The following is a 15187-nucleotide window of genomic DNA, read 5'->3' as shown; positions in this document are numbered from 1 at the left end:
CCGGGGAGGCGGGGGACGCTCCTCGCCGCGTCGCGTTCACGGGGCCCACGCGGGACTCGTGGAGTTCACGGAGCTCGCAGGGCGCGCGGGACTCGCGGGGCTTTCGGGACTCGCGGGGTTCTCGGGAGTCGCGGGACTCGCAGGATTCTCGGGGCTTTCGGGGCTTTCGGGGCTTTCGGGAGTCGCGGGACTCATAGGACTCGCGGGGTGGGAAGCGGCGGTTCGGGACGGGAGAATGCTCAGCTCGCCCATCCCGGTCAGGGCGGTGATCCGCCGTGGGGCGGCCGGGTCTCGCCGCACCTCGACGATCGCGTTCCCGGTGCCGGTCCGCACGTCGCGACCCTCCGGATTCCCGGTGCCGGTCCGCACGTCGTAGCCATCCTGGTACTGCTCCCCGTCCGGCACCATCACCCTCACGTTCCCGGCCGCCCTCACCACGGCGTTGACGTTGCCCGGCGGGGCCGTGAACCCCAGCTCGACGTCTCCCGTGCCGGTCTCGACGTCGGCCCCGGTGGTGCCGAGGCCGGTGCCGATCACGTTCCCCGTCTGCGCCCGCACCCGCAGCGCGCCCCCCGTGCCGTCCACGATCACGTCACCGGCGGTGGTGGAGAGATCCAGGTCGCCCTGGATCCCGCTCACCGACACGGTCCCGAGGCGGCGGGACACCGCCTCGACGTCGGTGGCGGCGGGCACGCGCAGGATGTAGTCGGTCTGGCAGGCGGGACCGCCGGGACCGTCGCCGCCGAGGCAGCGGACGTCGAGCCTGAGCGTCCGCCCGTCCCACTCCTCGGTGACCACCGGCCGGTCCAGGGTCCAGAAGAGCGTCCGCTCCAGATCCAGCCGCTTCGGAGCGCCCGGCACCACCGAGACGTTGACGTAGCCCGTGGTCTCCACGACGATCCCCGGCGCGGTGAGCGCCCGGGACTGCATCGTGGTCTCCATGCTCCGGCGGACCGTCATGATCTCGACCCACACCGCCAGGGCGGTGAAGGCCACGACGAGCGCGGTGAGCGTCCCTCCGGCGATCAACCAGGCGATCCGGGCGTTGTTTCGTATCGGCATGTCCTCAAACCTTTAGGAATCGCAGGACGGCGAGTACCCGGCGGTGGTCCTTGTCGGCGCCGGAGAGGTCGAGCTTGGTGAAGATGTTGTTGATGTGCTTGCCGACCGCGCTCTCGGACACCACCAGGGCCTCGGCGATCCCGGTGTTGGAGCGGCCCTCCGCGATCAGTGAGAGCACCTCGTGCTCCCTGCGGGTCAGCCGGTCCAGCGGGTCGCTGTGCCTGCGCAGCAGCAGCTGGGCGACGACCTCGGGATCCAGGGCGGTGCCTCCGGCGGCGACCCGGCGCAGCGCGTCGAGAAACTCCTCGACGTCGGCCACCCGGTCCTTGAGCAGGTAGCCGACCCCGCTGGTCGCGGTGGACAGCAGCTGGGTGGCGTAGCGCTCCTCGACGTACTGGGAGAGCACGAGGATCGCGAGCGTCGGCCGTTGGCGGCGCAGGACGAGCGCCGCGCGCAGGCCCTCGTCGGTGTGCGAGGGCGGCATTCGCACGTCGGTGACGACGAGGTCGGGGACGTGCTCATCCACGGCGCGCAGCAGTCCCTCCGCGTCGGACACGGCGGCCACGACCTCGATGCCCGCCGAGCCGAGCAGGCGGACGAGGCCCTCTCTCAGCAGTACGGAGTCCTCGGCGAGCACTACGCGCACGGTAGCTCCACTCTGATCGTCGTCGGCCCGCCGAGCGGGCTGTCGACGTACAGGATGCCGTCCACGGAGCCGACCCGGCGGGACAGGCCGCGCAGGCCGGTCCCCCGGTCCGGGTCCGCGCCGCCGTGGCCGTCGTCGCCGACGGCCACGTGGAGGCGGTCGCCGAGACGGGTGACGGTGACCTCGGCGCCGGACGCCCCCGCGTGCTTGGTGATGTTGGTCAGCGCCTCGGACACGACGAAGAACGCCACCGCCTCGACCGTGGGGGAGACCCGCTCGGAGATGTCGACGCTCAGCCGTACGGGGAACGGGGCCGACGCGGCGAGGCCGGACAGCGCCGCGTCCAGGCCCTGGTCGTTGAGTACGGCCGGGTGCAGCCCCCGGACGAAGTCGCGCAGCTCCTTCAGGGCCTGCTTGGCCTCCTCGTGCGCCTGGACGATCACCTCGCGCGCGGGTTCCGGCAGGTCGGTGAGGGTGGCGCGGGCCATGCCCAGGTTCATCGCCAATGACACCAGCCGCTGCTGGGTGCCGTCGTGCAGATCCCGCTCGATGCGGCGGCGCTCGGCGTCCGCGGCGTCCACCACCTCGGCACGGCTCTCCCGCAGCGTCTCGACCCGCTGGACCAGCTGGTCGCTCAGGCTGGGGCCGAGCAGGGCCTCGGCGGCGATCACGTCCAGCACCGCGAACCCGCGGGCCACCCACGGCGCCGCGACGAGCAGGGCCCCCGAGACGAGGACGAACGCCACGCTCCGCCAGCTCTCCTCCATCGCCCAGTACCGCACGGCGAGCCCGGCGGTGACCAGGCCGCCCGCCCACGCCCCGACGACGGAGAGGGCGCCGACGCCGCTGACCAGCGGGGCCAGCAGGTGGTATCCGAGCCGGCGCCAGGTGCTCCGCGTCCTGGCCTCCTGGAGCAGCCGCCTGAACGGGTTCATGCTCAGGGGACGGCGCGGGACCGGGAGGATGTCGACGTCGAGGAAGGCGGCGAACCGGGACCGCTGCACCAGGGTGAGCAGCCGGACGACCCAGAAGAACAGCAGCAGCGCGATCACCGGGACCACCACGGTCCACACCAGCAACACCGACGCCGCCACCAGCGCCGAGATCACCCCCGCGCCCAGCAGGGCGACCGGCACGCCCGTCACCAGGTGCGCGGTGCGGAGCCAGGCCCGTGCGGACCAGTGGGCACTGATCCTCTCCCAGGGGGTGGTCATCTCGATCGCGGTCATAGGACCACCGTAGGGACCGTGGCGGCCCGGACACAGGGGCGAGGTATCCCGGAAAAAGGTGGGGAAAACCCCACCCCCCGGCGCGAGCCGCGTCGCGGTGACCACGCGGCTGTCCGACCTCACTTTTTACGATGTACGGGGACATTTGCCCCCTTCACATAACCTTGAGGGATGGTCCCCCTCGAACATGTCGGACGGCATGGCGCGGGGTGGGCGACAGGCCGACCGCCTCCCGGTCGGGCCATGCTCCCCGGCTTCCCCGGCACTGTCGATCTTCCCCGGCTTCTCGCCGACGACCCGATGTCCAAGCCCCTGACCTACCCCGGCCGTCTCCCCTCGGGGGCGGGCCTGCTGGCCGACGACCGCTTCCTGCCGATGTCCGAGGAGGCCGGTCCCCTCGGTGGCTGGCGGGTCGGGTCCGGGAGCCGGGACGCGCGGCTCGCCGACCACCTGGCGGGCCTCGGCGCGAGGCCGCTGGAGGCGCGCCACCCGGTGGTCGCGGTGGGGTCCAACGCCGCGCCGGGCCAGCTGCGCCGCAAGTTCACCGCCGCCGGGATCCGGCCCGTCGTCCCGCTCACCCCGGCCACCGTGCACGGCGTCGCCCCGGGGGTGTCGGCGCACGTCAGCAGGAACGCCTACCTGCCCGCCGCGCCCATCAGGGCGCCGGGGTCGTCACGCCTGTTCGTGGTGTGGGTGGACGACACCCAGCTCGCCGCGCTGGACGCGACCGAGCCGAACTACCTCCGGCTCCCGTTGCCCCCGCACTCCTTCCCCGTCACCCTCTCCTCCGGGGAGGCGCTTCCGTCGTGCCACGTCTACGCGGGCAGACACGGATGCCTGGTGGACGAGGAGGGCGAGCCGCTGCGTCTCGTTCCCCAGCCGGAGCTGATCGGACGCCTGCTGGCGCGCTCCGCGAAACTGCGGCGCCTGTTCGGGCAGACCCCGGAGGAGTTCGTGACGAGGGCGAGGCAGGACGACGGGACGCGGGAGGCGGCCCACGCGCTCTTCCGGAGCGACGGGCTCGCCGACCCCGGAGCCGGGCTCGCCGGAGAACTGACACGCTCCCCGGACCGGGAGCGGTACCGGAACTCCTGAACGGAGCGCCAGGGCTTTTGACCGAAGAGCTGGGGCTTTTGATCGAAGAGCCGGAAGCGGCGCCGAAACCTCTGATCGGCGGCCATGGAGGACCACCTCGCCGTCACCGGAAAAACCAGTGGGACGACGCGCTCGACGACCCGTGTTTCGCCACCTCTGGAACGCTCGCCCCCATCGGCCGGGCCGTACCCAGCCTGCGACACCAAAGATAACCCCAATGGGGGTAGTCCTGGGTTATAAATGGAGACGACCTGAACGCGGCCCATCGGAGGGATCGTCCCCTTGAAGCGTGTGCTGCTGCTGGCGACCGGTGACACCATCGCCCACTCGTACGCCCCCGGCCGCCCAGGCGTCCTGTCCGGCACCGAACTCCTGCGGGCGCTCCCGCCGGGCGCGATCACGGCGGACGTGGTGGTCGAGGACGTGATGGCGGAGCCCAGCTGGGACATGTCGCCCTCGACCATGCTGGAACTGGCCCGCAGGGCGCGCTTGGCGATCCTGGACCGTGGATTCGACGGCGTCGTGATCACTCACGGCACCGACACGCTGGAGGAGACCGCGTACCTCGTGGACCTGCTCGCGGGCCGGGCGGCGGAGCGCGGCGCCATCGTGCTGACCGGCGCCGTACGCCCCCTGGACGAGCTGTCTCCGGACGGCCCGCGCAACCTCGTCTCCTCCATCGTCGCCGCCGCCGACGGCTCGTCGCGCGGTGCCGGGGCCGTCGTGTGCGTCAACGACGAGATCCACGCGGCCCGCTGGGTCGCCAAGGTCGACGCCACGAGCGTCGCGGCGTTCTCGTCGGCCCCCTTCCCCGTGCTGGGCCGGGTGACCGGTGGCCGGGTCGAGACGCTGTCCGCCCCGCCGCCCCGGCCGCCCGCGTTCGTGGGGGACCCGGCGTCGGACATCGCCCTGATCAAGACCTATCCGGGGATCGCCCCCGCGCTGCTCACCGCCGTCGTGGACGCCGGGGCCCAGGGCGTCGTCCTGGAGGGGACCGGCCTGGGCAACGTGCCGGTCGAGCTCTTCACGACGATCGCCGAGCTGACGGAGTGGGGGATCCCGGTGGTCGTCGCGTCGAGGTGCCGTACCCACGCGGTCCCGCTCGACGAGATGCGCTTCGGCGCGGGGCTCGCCGCGCACGTCGGGGCGATCGGGGCCCGTGGCCTGGCGCCCGCGAAGGCGCGGTGCGCGCTGATGGTCGCCCTGGGGACCGGCGGGATCGACGCCGTACGCGACTGGTTCCGCAGGCTCTGACACTCCGAGAGCTCCGGGAGGTCAGGCTCCGACGCTTCGTGAAACGATTTACGGATAGGTAAAAACTGCGAAAAGGGGAGTATCCCCGAGCTGTGCGGGCACGTCGGTGGAGTCCGTGATCCGGCGGAGGGCTGGGGAGGCCTTCGCCGGATCACCCCCTCCTCCCCGTCCGGGTCCCCGCGCCGTTTGGAACGATCAGACGGGGATCGAGACCCCGAGGCCACCGCGGGTCTCGGCGCCGTACCGCTCCTTCTCCTTGGCGATGTCAAGGGGCTTGATGCCGGAGCGCCCGCTCAGCACCTCCTCGGTGAGAAGGTCGGCGGGGACCAGCCAGGAGACCTCGAACTCCAGCCCGTCGGGGTCCTTGGCGTACAGGGCCTTGGTGGTGGAGTGGTCGGAGGCGCCGACGAGGGCGTCGAGCTCGCCGAGCTTGAGGGCGATCCGCTCCAGCTCCGCGAGGGTGTCGACCTCCCAGGCCAGGTGGTAGAGGCCGACGGTCGAGCGCCCGGCCCCCGAGGGGCCCGCCTGCGCGCCGATCTCGAAAAGGCCGAGGTCGTGGTCGTTGCTGGACCCCGAAGCCTGAAGAAACGCGGCACGCGGCATGCCCATGACCATCCTGAAGCCGAGGGCCTCCCGGTAGAACGCGACGCTGCGCTCCACGTCGCGTACGAAGAGAACGGCGTGGTTGAGTCGCTGAACCGGCATGGTTCCTCCCAAAAGCTTGAACTCTCAAGTAGATTACCCCTGCTTTCTTGAGAGTTCAAGTAAGCTGTGGCCGTGACGCGATGGCTGGACGACGACGAGCAGCGCACCTGGCGCGCGTTCCTGGCCGCCTCGCAGCTCGTCCAGGAGGAGCTGGACCGGCAGCTGCAGCGAGACTCCGGCATGCCGCACGCCTACTACGCCGTGCTGGTGAAGCTCTCCGAGGCGCCCGGTCGCACGATGCGGATGAGCGAGCTGGCGGCGGAGGTCGGCTCCTCGCAGAGCCGCCTGTCGCACGCGGTGAAACGGCTGGAGGAGCGCGGCTGGGTGCGGCGCGAGCCGTGCGCCGTCGACAGGCGCGTGAGCTGGGCCGTCCTCACCGACCAGGGTTTCGCGGTCCTCACCGCCGCCGCCCCCGGCCATGTCGAGGCCGTACGTCAGACGCTGTTCGACCGCCTGACCCCTGACCAACTCGGCCAACTAAGAGAGATCTGCGCCGCCATCCTCCCCGCCTCGACCCCCTCGACCCCCTCGACCCCCTCGATCCCCTCGTGACGTCGCGGTCCCCGGCGAGCCGCGGGTCAGGAGCCCGCACCGCACAGCGTGCCGTCGATCAGCTCGCGAGCGGCCGTGTCCTGCCGGAGCTGTCGTTCGTCGGTCCGCTGCGTGGAGATGAACATCGCGATCGCCCTACGGCCGTCGCCGGTCACGCCGTTGCGTGAGCCCATGCCGGGAGAGTTGCCGTGGTGGCTCCAGACACCGCCCGCGCAGCCCGGGACCGGGCGCCAGGCCAGCCCGAGCCCGTACCGCGTACCGGGCGTCCCGTCGTAGTCCTCGGCCGGGACGGTGTCCTTCATCTCGTTCAGCTCCGACGGGCGCAGCAGCCGTCCGGAGAGCAGGGCGCGGAAGAACGTCGTCACGTCACCCGTCGTGCTGACCATGCCCCCGTCCCCGGAGCCGCCGTCGGCCATGACCGTGGTGTCGGTCAGGTCGGTGCGACCGGGAAACTGCAGGTAGGCGTGGGCATGGGGGTGCGGCACGTAGGCCGTGGCGCCGGTCATGGTGTGCCGCAGCCCCAGGGGCGCGATGATCCGCTCGTGCACCTCGTGCTCCAGCGGGTTGCCCGTCACCTTCTCGACGACCATGCCCGCCAGCGTGTAGTTGGTGTTGGAGTAGGCCCACCGCCTCTCCCCGGCGGGGTCACCGGGGTCGGGGGTCCACATGGGCGGTTTGCGCATCGCGAGTCTCACCTGCTGCTCCGGCCGGTAGAGACGGAACCGTTCTTCGAGATACTTCCGCGGCGTGGGCTCCTTGGCGATCGGCACCTCGCCGTTCCAGTCGTTGAGGCCGCTGGTGTGGCGCAGCAGGTTCTTGACGGCGATCCCGCGGCCGTCGTTCCCGTTGCCGTCGACCACACCGGGCAGCCAGCGCTCCACCGTGTCGGTCAGCTTGAGCCTGCCCTCGCCGACCAGTTGCAGCAGGACCACCGCGGTGAAGGTCTTGGTGGTGCTCCCGATGCGGAAGTAGCCGCTCCACGGGACGGGCGTCCGGCTCCCCAGTTCGGCGACCCCGTTCCGGGCCGCCGCCCGGCCGTGCCCGTCCCGTGTCTCGGCGAGCACCCCGACCGCGCCGGCCTGGTGGACGGCGTCCACCCCGGCCTGCAACGAGGCTCCGGCCCTGTCGGCCACCACCGGCTGCACGCCCCCCGAACCGATCACCACGGCGATCATCGCACCGGCGAGTACTGCGGTCATCTCTGCTCCGTACGTCGTTCTCCAGGTCACTCAGAAGCGTAGGAGCGCGGGTCGCGAGGAAGATCGTCCGCGATGGCGATACCGGTGTGATGCCTGCGGACGAGAGCCTCTCCCCATCCATCGGCCGTTCGGCCATCGCGGTCAGGCCTGTGCCGTGGCCAGGTGGCTCCAAGGGTCGGCGATGACCCGCGAGATCTGCGCCGCGCTCCTCCCTACCTCGAACCCGTTGTGACCTTGGGGGACGCGCTCACAGGACGGACGTGGGAGGGGCGCTGACCTTTCTTGCTCCGGACGTGCGTTCAGATCGCTTCGGCGCCGTGGCCGGTGGCGATCGCGTCGATGTGGCGGGCGAGTTCGAAGTCCTTGGCCGTGAGGCGGTTTCCGGCGTCGTGAGTGGTGATCGCGAACCGGATCCGCTGCCAGGTGATGTGGATATCAGGGTGGTGGCCGACCTCGCGGGCCTTGGCCGCGACGTACACGGCCAGGTGGACGCACTCGTGGTAGGTGTGCTTGAACGTCCGGGCTATGACCTGCCCTTCACGCTCCCATCCCGGTAACTCGGCCAGACGGGCGACGACCTGCTCTTCGGACAACGGCTGAGGAGGCATCGGTATCCCCGCTTCAGGAATCGCTGTCGCGGATACCCGCTACATCGATGACGATCGCGCTGATGTTGTCGGGGCCGCCGTGGTCGATGGCCAGTGTGACGAGGCGATCGACTGCTTCCTCCGGATCGTTCGACGAGCGCAGAGTGTCTCGGATGAGCTCATTGGGAACGGCCGAGCTCAGCCCGTCTGAGCACAGCAGGAACCGGTCGCCGGAGTGGAGTGCCCGGATGGTGAGGTCTGGGGAGCGGCCGTCGGCCCGGCCGTCGAGGAAGCGGGAGATGCGTCCGGGCAGGTTCGGCACGTTGTCGGCGTCGGCTACCAGGTTCCCGTAGGTGTGGTCCTCGGTGATCTGGACGATCTCCGAGGGCCCGTCGGTGTCGTGTCGCAGGTAGGCGCGGGAGTCGCCCACGTTCGCCAGGACCGCCCTCGTCCCGGACCACAGCAGCGCCACCAGTGTGGTGCCCATGCCCGCCAGCTCGGGTTCGATCTCGGTCCTACGCCGTAGGGCCTGATTGGCCTCATAGACCGCTCGCCCCAAAACGGCGGACAGATCCGCCGGGTCGACTTGGCGGTCATGGGGCCGCAGGGCTTCGATCACGGTGGTGCTGGCGAGATCGCCGGAGGTGTGGCCGCCGAGACCGTCAGCGACGGCGAACAGGTGGCGGCCCGCGTAGACGGCGTCCTCGTTGCGTCGGCGTACGAGCCCGATGTGGGTGCGGGCGGCGGCTTCGACGGTGAGGGGCATTCGTTCATCCGCCTGTCTCGGTGTCGTCGGGCCATGGGGCCTGTGCGGATTCGTCGCGGTGGAGAACGTGCACGGTTTCGACGCGATCCCCGGCCACGATGTACTCGGTCACCTCTATCGGCTGGCCGTCGCCTCCGGAGGTGCCCACACGCACGATCTCCAGTACGGGCAGGCTGGTGGGGATCTCCAGCAGACCGGCCTCGTCCCTGGTCGGCATCCGCGCCCTGTGGATCTCCATCCAGCTGATGGGCCAGTGGCCCGCCCTCTCCAGCCGGTACAGCCAGTCACCTGGGCTGGGAGCCTGGGCATCGACCTCGGGAGCGTCGGTGACACCGCGCGGGTGGATCCACGAGATGTTGATCTGGAACGGGGGCTCCGACTCGGGGCCGGTGACCCGGAACCGGCGCATCACCGGACTGCCCGCAGGAACACCCAGCAGTTTCGCGATCCGTGGATCGGTCAGAGGCTCGACGGACGCGGTCGGCGGAATGTGGTGCTTCCAGACCTCCTGGGCGGAGGCCGACGGGAAGGAATAGCCGGGACCGTCGGTGGCGACGTTTCGTTTCACCAGGTTTCCGCGCGGTCTGCGCAGCCGCATCATGCCGTGCCGAACGATTGGACAGGAAAGACGTCATTCATGGATTTCTGTCTCCCTCTTCCCATCCCTTGATCGAACGCTTCTGGACGGCAGGTGCTCAGGCATTCGCTCGTCAGCCGCCTCGGCCGGGCGCTTGGCATCTCCCTGGTGATCAGAATCGAGCACATCGCATAACCGAACAGCTCGTATCAAAGCCCCTCGAAGCAGAGGTCTTTTGTCATCGAACCCGTACGGTGGAAGTCGTCCGCTGGGAACTACGTCGCGGCCTCGATGGCCAGAACTTCACGAAACTCTCCGATAGTCGGGCGGTTCTGCTGGTCATGAGGTACGGCACGCAGCAGCATCTGCCCGGTTTCCAGGATGTAGCGGCTGCGATAGGCGGGTGAAAGAGCGTCGATCACCGTTGCCGCGCGTCGTACCCCCTCGTCGATGCCTCCCCTGACGACCGTGCAGAGCGCCTCATGGAGCATGATGTTGGCTCCGTACTGGTAGTCGCCGGTCAGCCTGAGCACATTCTCCCGAGCTGTGGCCGCCTTGTCTTCGTCACCCGCGCTGGCGTGAACCCAGCTCTCGGCGAAGTAGATCTGGTTCTCTTTCCAAAAGCCGATCGAGTCTCCGGTGGCGCCCTTCGCCGCCAGGTCGACGAGAGCGTTCAGTGTCTCGCGCGCCTCCTCGTGTTTGCCGAGCATGGAGAGGGCCTTCGCCTGTGTGGTCAGCAGGTCGACGGAGGGTCCACCGGCGATCCGCTCGGCGTTTCGGACAAGACGGAGGACCGTTTCGGGCGTGCGCTGTCCGTAGAGGCCCGTGCCTGCCTCCTCGCCCCGGACCAGCAGGCGCACCTCCCGATCCCCGGAGGCGTCGGCCGCGTGACGGGCCGTGTGCCACCAGCGGACAGCGGCCCCGTGGTCGCCCATCCGGGTCAGTGCGTTGCCGTGAACAGCGGAGAGTGCGGCCAAGACCCGTTGCAACCCTGTCACCTCAGCGGGAGAGGATGTCTCCATCTGCCGCCGCAGGAGGTGCAAATCAATGACGAGATCGGCCACCACCTGCGCGGGAGGCCGGGTCCGAAGCGCGTGCAGGTGATCGTCGCAGGACATCTCCCATTCTTCGCCGCTGCGGAAATCGTGGCTGAGGGACAGGTCGAGAAGCTGGCGAACCGGCTCACCGGAAACGCCGAGGATCCCAATCCCGGCACTGGCTGCGGCAATCTGCAAAAGTCGTCGGCGTTCCATGTCGTTGTCTCCATCCGGCGCCTTCCAGCTGAGAGTACCCTCGGGCGCTTCTCCTGAGTCGGTGGCATTCGGTGGATCGGCGAACAATTCTTCCTCGGTGACCCCGAAGATCTGCGCAAGCAGCTGCGGGTAAGGTTCGCTCGGCCGATGCTTACCGGCCTCCCATGTGCGGACCATGCGGGCCAACGATTCGTGAGTCGGCATATGTGCCCGGATGCGACCACTTGCCGCATCGATCAGTTGCCGGGCCACATACTTCGGGGACCATTTCCGCGACCGCCGCTCATGGCGCAACCTGACAGCCCACACAGGAAGATCATTCATGCGCGCACCTCAAGGGCACAGGGGATGCAGAGGGATATCCGCCCTCATCCAAAGTATCCACTGTTGTGATGCGATCACGCAGCGTTCTCATGGAGTCCCCATGAAAAGGCGGGACCCGCCAGGCGATCGCAACGCCGGACGGGTCCCTCGATCAGGAAGGGACTCCTGACCCGTGAACAACCCTAATGCTCCGGTTCTCGGCCGGATCACGGCGAACGGCTGCGGCTGCTTCGCTGAAAGCCCACCCCTGCCGATGGGTTGCGCCGTCTGCGGGCACGCCCCCTACGCGCACGGCTGCCCCGGCCTGGCCGCCGACCACGAGTACGCGCAGCCGTCGGCCGAGCTGATGGCCGTCCGCCTGGAGGCCCGCCGCCTCGGCATCTTCCTGCCGACCGCCGACGAGGCACCCGTCGAAGCCATCCCCCTGGTGCCCGCACAGCGCCGCCCCGAGTCGCCCGCGTCGGCCCCGGCCGCGCCCGCGGAGTCGCTGCCCAAGCGGATGCCCCGCCCGGCTGTACGGCCCGCCGCCGCGCCGACTCGACGTGACGACAGCCGACGCCCGACGCCCCGCCCGGTCGAACCGCGGGAGAACCGCGCGGCCCGCCTGACGCTCGCCCGTGATTCGCTCTCCCGTCGCCGGGCCCGCACCACGGCCCGCGCGCACGGCGGCACGCCTCCGAGCACGAGCCAGCAGGCCGCCTGGCCGCCGCTCACCCTCCTGCCGAACCCCCTCAATCACCAGACTCTCCGGCCGGGGCCCGCCGTCGCCCCCGACCGGGGCCACTCCCCGGACACCCCTCCGCCCCGACGGCACCAGCCCTACTGGCAGGTGGCGGCGGCATGAACGCGCCCCCGCCGCAGGGCAACCCCATGAGCAGGCGCGGCGACAGTCACGCTTTTCAGGCGAACGCCGCCGCGCAGCCCGTCACCGAGCCGACCATCGAGCAGCCGCCCGAGGGGCAGGCCGTCACGCGGGCCAGAGACCTGACCCTCGTGCTCAGCGAGGTGTACGGCATCGAGGCTGACGTGCACGAGCTTCGCTCCGGCAACGCCATCGTGTCCCTCTACTACGGGCTGCTGGCCTACACCGACGGCGAGAGGTTCTGGTGGACCGGCCCCGAACTCAGCGACTCCGGCGCACCCGTGCTCAGCTCCGCGCTGACACTGCCCGCCGCCGCCGAGCAGCTCGCCGAGCACTACCGGATCCTGCGTACCCGTCCCGCCGCCAGCATCCTGGAAAGCGAACTGCCGCTGCTGGCCGACACCCTCACGGCCGACCATGTCGTCCCGCGCTGACGCCGACGCGGCCCGCGCCGCCAAACAGGTACAGGAACACGCACCCACCTGGTGGGTCATCTGGAGCCTGCGCTTCCGACGGTTCGAGGCATGGGAGTGCACCGACCCGGCCCAGTGCCGCACCCTCCACGCCAGTAGCGCCGCCGAACTGTGGGACCACATGCAACAGGTAGACCTCGACCTGTGGCGGACCCGGCCCCCAGGCGACCAGCCGCCCGCACCCGGTGCGGCCGGTCGCCTGGGCCCGCCACTCCCGGCGGCCCCGGAACTCCTCCCCGCCCTCGGCCTGCCGCCAGGCCGACCGGGAGGAGTCCCAGGGCCACGCCTCTCCCACGAAGGGACTCAGCCATGTTCCCGCCTCACGGCACGCCAGTGAGCGGACGGCTCAACGCGGCCACCTGGCGGTCGGCCGCCGTCACCGCCCTGCAGCTTCTGCGCGTCGAGCTACACACCCACCGGATCTACCCGGAGATCTCCTACGACGAAGGCGAACCCCGCCTGGTGATCAGCGCCGACCTGACTGTGTGGACCGACCGCAAGGGCGAGTTCTTCGCATGGGGGCCCGTCCACATGGAAGAACCCGCCGACCACGCCCCGGCGAGCGACGCACCGCAGGTCGCACGCCAACTCGCCGGACGACTCGGGAGGCACTACGTCGAACCGGCAGACCCTCCCTGAACGACGCGGCGGCACGGCGATCCCACCTCCCGTGCCGCCGTCCCCGGGCGCGACCAAAGGTCGCGCTCACCACGCCGCCAACGAGGCCCGCTGAGGATCCGAATTCCTCAAAAGTCCTAACAGGTAACAACCTTGTCGTACGAGGCGAGGGGCTGGTTGTATGCGTTCACGTCTTTCGAGGCGCCGACGGCGACGGTGAAGCACCCGGAGTCTCGGGCATTGTTCCAAACGACCTTCAAGCGATGACTCGTCGAGCAGTTATTGGTCATCGTGATGTTGTTGAAGCTTTTCACGTTGACCGATACGCAGCTCGGCTTCGCACCCGCGGATGCGGGTGCTACCGCGACGGCGAGTGAAGCTCCTGCGAACGTTGCAATTATTGCAGCTCTCGCAATGCTCTTTCTCATTTTCTTCTCCGTTGTCCTGGGGCTGCTTTGGTAATTCTGAATTAAGCATCCTCCGAAACGGTGCCGAATCCTTGTCTCTCTGTGCCCCGCCTTTGACCATCCGCGCCCGACTCTGAGGCGAAGGAATCGGTGGACGGTCGCCAGCCTTGAGGATCACGGCGGTTGGTGCTTCAGCCGTGGATGGCGATCTTCACTGTTCGTAGTCGGCTTGTCGTGCGTAGTGGCCGACTCGGGCACGCGCTTAATGACACCGTCGCCGCCGATCCTCCAGCCGCGCCGACGACTTGCCTGAGGAGATCTGGGGAGGGGCCGCGAGGTACGAGCCGGATGAGAGCGTTCCCGTCGCGACAAGTGAGGTGCGGCGGCGCGGTCAGGGTCGTGTCGTGGCCAGGTGGCTCCAGGGGTTGGCGATGACGCGGTGGATGACCTGTCCGGCGGCGCCCAGGGTGGCGGCGTCGCCGCCGAGGCGCGAGACGGTGAGTTCGGGGACGGCGCGGCGCATCACGCCCAGCCGGGAGGTCATCGTCTCGTGCGCCGGATCCCGGATCCACGGGAACAGCGGGGCGAACACCCCGCCCAGCACGATGGTCCCCGGGTCCATCAGGTGCACCGCCGAGGTGAGGGCGACGCCGAGTGCCTGTCCGGCGCGCTGACAGGCTTCCAGGGAGCCCCGCTCGCCCGCCTGGAGGTGCGCCAGCAACTCGGGAACCCCGGCGAGTCCGGCGGCCCTCAGCAGCGCGTCCTGCCCGGCGTACTGCTCCAGGCACCCCCGGCCGCCGCAGCGGCAGGCCGGGCCGTCGGGGGAGACGACCACGTGTCCCAGCTCCCCGGCGAGGCCGCGGGCGCCGCGGAACAGGGTCCCGCCGACCACCAGGCCCGCGCCGACGCCGATCTCCCCCGACACGTGCAGGAAGTCGCCGGGTACGGAGCCGAACCAGAGCTCGCCCAGGGCCGCGAGGTTGGCCTCGTTGTCCAGCTCGACGGGGAAGCCCAGCAGGTCGGAGACGCGGACGTCGTGCCAGCCGAGGTTGGGGGCCGCGTGGACGAGTCCTCCGTCCACGGGGCCGGGCACCGCGAGGGTCGATCCGGCGATGGAGAGGCCCTCCCCGCGCGCTTCCTCCACAGCCCTGTGGGCAAGTTCTTCCAGGTGAGACAGGGTTTCCACAGGCGAGGCCCTACGGTTGTCCACAGCCTGTGTATATCTGAGCCGCACCGCGAGGGTGAGGTCGACCACGCAGGCGGACAGGTAGTCGACGTTGATCTCCAGGCCGAGCGCGGCGACCCGCCGCCCGCTGAGCGCGACGGCCGTGCCGGGCCGTCCCCGCTCGCCGTCCCTGAGCGCGCCCGACTCGGCGACCATGCCCGCCTCGATCAGGTCGCCGACCATCTTCGACACCGTGGTCTTGGTCAGCCCGGTGATCTCGGCCAGCGCCGCACGGGTGATCGGACCGCTCCTGCGTACCTCGCCGAGGACCACGCCGAGGTTGCGGGCGCGCATCGAGTCGTGGCGTACGGCCTGTGTCATGAGACATCCACCCCCTTGACGATCCCACCACC

Annotated in this window: 16 protein-coding genes; 6 read left to right on the top strand and 10 right to left on the bottom strand. The window is 70.0% G+C overall.

Annotated features, from left to right (window positions below):
- Positions 1 to 36: 36 nt before the first annotated feature.
- Genes ABD817_RS03675 through ABD817_RS03665 form a run of 3 tightly spaced genes read right to left on the bottom strand, consistent with a single transcriptional unit; the run spans position 37 to position 2937 of the window.
- Positions 37 to 1062, bottom strand: coding sequence for a DUF4097 family beta strand repeat-containing protein (locus tag ABD817_RS03675; protein ID WP_344914926.1), 1026 nt, complete (start codon positions 1060 to 1062; stop codon positions 37 to 39).
- 4 nt (positions 1063 to 1066) lie between these two features.
- On the bottom strand, positions 1067 to 1708 hold the full coding sequence (locus tag ABD817_RS03670; protein WP_344914924.1) for a response regulator transcription factor: 642 nt from the start codon (positions 1706 to 1708) through the stop codon (positions 1067 to 1069).
- The gene (locus tag ABD817_RS03665; RefSeq protein WP_344914922.1) at positions 1699 to 2937 is read right to left on the bottom strand and encodes a sensor histidine kinase; all 1239 of its coding nucleotides are present in this window, start codon (positions 2935 to 2937) and stop codon (positions 1699 to 1701) included. Before ABD817_RS03665 ends, ABD817_RS03670 begins: the two co-directional genes overlap by 10 nt.
- Positions 2938 to 3180: 243 nt before the next feature.
- On the opposite strand from ABD817_RS03665, the gene ABD817_RS03660 reads away from it, so the two are divergent.
- Entirely contained in the window at positions 3181 to 4032 is an 852-nt protein-coding gene (locus ABD817_RS03660) for a hypothetical protein (RefSeq protein ID WP_344914920.1), read from the top strand.
- A gap of 291 nt (positions 4033 to 4323) precedes the next feature.
- Positions 4324 to 5286, top strand: a complete 963-nt coding sequence (locus tag ABD817_RS03655) for an asparaginase (RefSeq protein ID WP_344915602.1) — start codon at positions 4324 to 4326, stop codon at positions 5284 to 5286.
- A 195-nt stretch (positions 5287 to 5481) separates the two neighbouring features.
- On the opposite strand, the gene ABD817_RS03650 is transcribed toward ABD817_RS03655, so the two are convergent.
- Positions 5482 to 5991 carry a VOC family protein gene (locus ABD817_RS03650; RefSeq protein ID WP_344914918.1) on the bottom strand — a complete coding sequence of 170 codons (510 nt, stop codon included), beginning with the start codon at positions 5989 to 5991 and terminating at the stop codon, positions 5482 to 5484.
- Positions 5992 to 6057: 66 nt separating this feature from the next.
- Between ABD817_RS03650 and ABD817_RS03645 the strand changes: the two genes are divergently transcribed.
- Positions 6058 to 6543: a MarR family winged helix-turn-helix transcriptional regulator gene (locus ABD817_RS03645; protein WP_344914916.1), complete on the top strand. Its 486-nt coding sequence runs from the start codon at positions 6058 to 6060 to the stop codon at positions 6541 to 6543.
- 26 nt (positions 6544 to 6569) lie between these two features.
- Here ABD817_RS03645 and ABD817_RS03640 read toward each other — a convergent pair whose 3' ends face one another.
- The 5 genes from ABD817_RS03640 to ABD817_RS03620 form a co-directional block, all read right to left on the bottom strand.
- Entirely contained in the window at positions 6570 to 7742 is a 1173-nt protein-coding gene (locus ABD817_RS03640) for a serine hydrolase domain-containing protein (protein WP_344914914.1), read from the bottom strand.
- 299 nt (positions 7743 to 8041) lie between these two features.
- The gene (locus ABD817_RS03635; RefSeq protein ID WP_344914912.1) at positions 8042 to 8335 is read right to left on the bottom strand and encodes a 4a-hydroxytetrahydrobiopterin dehydratase; all 294 of its coding nucleotides are present in this window, start codon (positions 8333 to 8335) and stop codon (positions 8042 to 8044) included.
- A 28-nt stretch (positions 8336 to 8363) separates the two neighbouring features.
- Entirely contained in the window at positions 8364 to 9095 is a 732-nt protein-coding gene (locus ABD817_RS03630) for a PP2C family protein-serine/threonine phosphatase (RefSeq protein WP_344914910.1), read from the bottom strand.
- A 4-nt stretch (positions 9096 to 9099) separates the two neighbouring features.
- Complete coding sequence (locus ABD817_RS03625; RefSeq protein ID WP_344914908.1) at positions 9100 to 9663, bottom strand: UTRA domain-containing protein; 564 nt, start codon at positions 9661 to 9663, stop codon at positions 9100 to 9102.
- Positions 9664 to 9947: 284 nt separating this feature from the next.
- Complete coding sequence (locus ABD817_RS03620; protein WP_344914906.1) at positions 9948 to 11249, bottom strand: helix-turn-helix transcriptional regulator; 1302 nt, start codon at positions 11247 to 11249, stop codon at positions 9948 to 9950.
- Between the two features lie 172 nt (positions 11250 to 11421).
- Between ABD817_RS03620 and ABD817_RS03615 the strand changes: the two genes are divergently transcribed.
- The 3 genes from ABD817_RS03615 to ABD817_RS03605 all read left to right on the top strand — a co-directional run bounded on the left by ABD817_RS03615 (position 11422) and on the right by ABD817_RS03605 (position 13223).
- A complete protein-coding gene (locus ABD817_RS03615) occupies positions 11422 to 12093 on the top strand; it encodes a hypothetical protein (protein WP_344914904.1) in 672 nt (223 codons plus the stop codon).
- Positions 12090 to 12545, top strand: a complete 456-nt coding sequence (locus tag ABD817_RS03610; RefSeq protein WP_344914902.1) for a hypothetical protein — start codon at positions 12090 to 12092, stop codon at positions 12543 to 12545. The genes ABD817_RS03615 and ABD817_RS03610 overlap by 4 nt, the downstream gene beginning before the upstream one ends.
- A 348-nt stretch (positions 12546 to 12893) precedes the next feature.
- Positions 12894 to 13223, top strand: a complete 330-nt coding sequence (locus tag ABD817_RS03605; RefSeq protein ID WP_344914900.1) for a hypothetical protein — start codon at positions 12894 to 12896, stop codon at positions 13221 to 13223.
- Positions 13224 to 14000: 777 nt separating this feature from the next.
- Here the strand turns inward: ABD817_RS03605 and ABD817_RS03600 are convergent.
- Entirely contained in the window at positions 14001 to 15155 is a 1155-nt protein-coding gene (locus ABD817_RS03600; RefSeq protein WP_344914898.1) for an ROK family protein, read from the bottom strand.
- Between the last annotated feature and the right edge of the window lie 32 nt (positions 15156 to 15187).

It is taken from the genome of Streptosporangium oxazolinicum (genome assembly GCF_039537505.1).
In the GTDB taxonomy this organism is placed as follows: Bacteria; Actinomycetota; Actinomycetes; order Streptosporangiales; family Streptosporangiaceae; genus Streptosporangium; species Streptosporangium oxazolinicum.
The sequence above is the reverse complement of the archived record's forward strand: the minus strand, read 5'-3'. Positions and strand labels throughout refer to the sequence as shown.